We start from the raw sequence: 3,312 nt of genomic DNA, 5'->3' as shown, positions 1-3,312 counted from the left end.
CGTCCCGGCCCGAGTGGCTGACTTCCGCGTCCTAGAACGGCTCGAAGTCGTCGAACTCGCGCTGGGACTCGTCGCGTTCGGCCTGGCGGTCCCTGCGGCGCTGGGCCGCCGGGCGCTCCTCGTCCAGCCGGTGGTCCTCGCCGCGGCGGCCGAGCATCTCGGCGCCGGCGGTGACGGTGGGCTCCCAGTCGAAGACGACCGCGTTCTCCTCGGGGCCGATGGCGACGCCGTCGCCCGTGCGGGCGCCCGCCTTCAGCAGCCGGTCCTCGACACCGAGGCGGTTGAGCCGGTCGGCGAGGTAGCCGACGGCCTCGTCGTTGTTGAAGTCGGTCTGCCGCACCCAGCCCTCCGGCTTCTCGCCGCGCACCCGGAACAGCGGCTCGCCGTCGATCTCCTCGCGGGTGACGGAGAAGCCCGCGTCGTCCACGGCCTTCGGCCGGATCACGATCCGCGTCGCCTCTTCCACGGGCTTGGCGGCACGCGCCTGGCCGACCAGCTCACCGAGCGCGAACGTCAGCTCCCGCAGCCCCGTGTGGGCCACCGCCGACACCTCGTGGACCTGGTAACCGCGCGCCTCCAGGTCGGGGCGGACCATCTCGGCGAGATCCTTGCCGTCGGGCACGTCGATCTTGTTGAGGACGACGATGCGGGGCCGGTCGTCGAGACCGCCGTACTGCCGCAGTTCCTCCTCGATGATGTCGAGGTCGGAGAGCGGGTCGCGCTCGGACTCCAGCGTGGCGGTGTCCAGCACGTGCACCAGCACGGAGCACCGCTCGACGTGGCGCAGGAACTCAAGGCCGAGGCCCTTGCCCTGGCTGGCGCCAGGGATCAGACCGGGCACGTCGGCGATGGTGTAGACGGTCGAACCGGCGGTCACCACACCGAGGTTGGGCACCAGGGTGGTGAAGGGGTAGTCCGCGATCTTCGGCTTGGCGGCGCTGAGCACCGAGATCAGCGAGGACTTGCCCGCGCTCGGGTAGCCGACCAGGGCCACGTCGGCGACGGTCTTCAGCTCCAGGACCACGTCGTGGAGGTCCCCGGGCTCACCGAGCAGCGCGAAACCGGGCGCCTTGCGGCGGGCGCTGGCGAGGGCCGCGTTACCGAGGCCGCCCCGGCCACCCTGCGCGGCGACGAAGGAGGTGCCGTGGCCGATCAGGTCGGCCAGTACGTTGCCCTCCCTGTCGAGCACGACCGTGCCGTCCGGGACGGGCAGGACCAGGTCCTGGCCCTCCTTGCCGGAGCGGTGGCCGCCCTCGCCGGGCTTGCCGTTGGTGGCCTTGCGGTGCGGGGAGTGGTGGTAGTCGAGCAGCGTGGTCACGGACTGGTCGACGGTGAGGGTGACATCGCCGCCCCGACCGCCGTTGCCACCGTCCGGACCGCCCAGCGGCTTGAACTTCTCACGGTGGACGGAGGCACAGCCGTGGCCTCCGTTACCCGCGGCGACATGCAGTTCGACGCGGTCCACGAAGGTGGTCATGGTTCGGTGCCTCCAGAAAAGTACGGGTGATACGTATGTCAACACGCGAAAGGCGGACCCGCCTTCCCGCCCGGGAAGTGAGGTCCGCCTCGCGCGGCTCTTACCGCTCGCGGCCGTGAATCAGAGGATTCAGGCGACCGGAACGATGTTCACGACCTTGCGGCCGCGGTTGGTGCCGAACTCCACCGCACCGGGCTGGAGCGCGAACAGCGTGTCGTCGCCGCCACGGCCGACGCCGGAGCCGGGGTGGAAGTGGGTGCCGCGCTGGCGGACCAGGATCTCACCGGCGTTGACGAGCTGACCGCCGAAGCGCTTCACGCCGAGCCGCTGGGCATTGGAGTCGCGACCGTTCCGGGTGGACGATGCGCCCTTCTTGTGTGCCATGTCTTCTCAGTCCCTTACTTCGCAGCCGCGGGGATCTCAGTGACCTTGATCGCCGTGTACTGCTGGCGGTGGCCCTGACGACGGCGGTAGCCGGTCTTGTTCTTGTAGCGCAGAATGTCGATCTTCTGGCCCTTGTGGTGGTCCACGACCTCGGCCTGGACCTTGATGCCGGCCAGCACCCACGGGTCGCTGGTCACGGAGTCGCCGTCGACGACGAGCAGGGTCGAGAGCTCGACCGTGTCGCCGACATTGGCCGTGGAAATCTTGTCAACCTCAACGATCTCGCCGACAGCAACCTTGTGCTGGCGACCGCCGCTGCGCACGATGGCGTACACGCGGATCTCACTTTCGCTCGAAGGACGGCACCCCCGAAGGCCAGCCGAACCGGCAGCACGCCATGAACGACCTCTCCCGACCGCCCAGGGCGACCAGGAGGAGAAGGTTTACGGGGATGTGGCATGCTCAAATGACACGCCGACGGTCAAGACTACGGGCGCGTCCCGTACGGGTCAAACCGGGCCCTGGTCAGCGGGGACTCAGCGCTCCAGCGACGTTGTGTAGTCGGCGTACGCCTGCCGGATCCGGGCCGGGGCGAGGTCCAGGTGCTCCAGGATCGTGTACCGGCCGGGACGGGTCTCCGGCGCGAACTCCACGACCCGGACGAACTCGTCCACGTCGAACCCGATCTCCTCCGCCAGCACCGGCAGCCCGTGCCGGCGCAGCGAGGCGGCCATGAGGAACGACCCCTCGTGGTCGCCGCGCAGATGCATGGCGAAGGCGGCGCCGAGGCCCACCTGCTCACCGTGGCTGGCGGCCCGCTGGGGGTAGAGCAGGTCGAGCGCGTGGCTGATCTCATGACAGGCGCCGGAGGACGGCCGGGTGTGGCCGGCGATCGACATCGCGATGCCGGACAGCACCAGGCCCTCGGCGAGCACCGCGAGGAACGCGTCGTCCCCGCAGCCCCCGGGGTGCCGGAGCACCGCCTCGCCCGCCTGGCGGGCCATGGCGGCGGCGAGACCGTCGATCCTCTCGCCGTTGACCCGGTTGGCCAGCTCCCAGTCCGCGACGGCCGAGATGTTCGACACCGCGTCCCCGATGCCCGAGCGCACGAAGCGCAACGGGGTCTCGCGGATGATGTCGGTGTCGATGAGCAGCGCGATGGGCGTGGGCACGCCGTAGGAGCCCCGGCCCGCGTCGTTGTCCAGGATGGACACCGGCGAGCAGATGCCGTCGTGGGAGAGGTTGGTGGCGACGGCGACCAGCGGCAGGCCGATGCGGGCCGCCGCGTACTTGGCGCAGTCGATGACCTTGCCGCCGCCGAGGCCGACCACGGCGTCGTAGCGGCCGGACTTCATCTCGTCGGCGAGCCGGACGGCGTCGTCCAGGGTGCCGCCGCCGACCTCGTACCAGGTGGCACCCGGCAGCTGCGGGGCGACCCGCTCCTTCAGCCG

General features: G+C 70.4%; 4 protein-coding genes. All 4 read right to left on the bottom strand.

The annotated features are described in order from the left end of the window. Window positions 1–31: 31 nt before the first annotated feature. Entirely contained in the window at window positions 32–1,477 is a 1,446-nt protein-coding gene (gene obgE / locus ACFWN1_RS32430; protein WP_384370064.1) for a GTPase ObgE, read from the bottom strand. Window positions 1,478–1,606: 129 nt separating this feature from the next. Further along, the gene (rpmA, locus tag ACFWN1_RS32425; protein WP_384370061.1) at window positions 1,607–1,861 is read right to left on the bottom strand and encodes a 50S ribosomal protein L27; all 255 of its coding nucleotides are present in this window, start codon (window positions 1,859–1,861) and stop codon (window positions 1,607–1,609) included. Window positions 1,862–1,875: 14 nt separating this feature from the next. After that, on the bottom strand, window positions 1,876–2,196 hold the full coding sequence (gene rplU, locus ACFWN1_RS32420; protein WP_031183637.1) for a 50S ribosomal protein L21: 321 nt from the start codon (window positions 2,194–2,196) through the stop codon (window positions 1,876–1,878). 201 nt (window positions 2,197–2,397) lie between these two features. After that, window positions 2,398–3,312, bottom strand: a 915-nt coding sequence (locus ACFWN1_RS32415) for an iron-containing alcohol dehydrogenase family protein (protein ID WP_384370058.1), incomplete at its 5' end; no start/stop codon positions are given.

Source organism: Streptomyces sp. NPDC058459 (genome assembly GCF_042721685.1).
Lineage (GTDB): Bacteria > Actinomycetota > Actinomycetes > Streptomycetales > Streptomycetaceae > Streptomyces.
The sequence above is the reverse complement of the archived record's forward strand: the minus strand, read 5'-3'. Positions and strand labels throughout refer to the sequence as shown.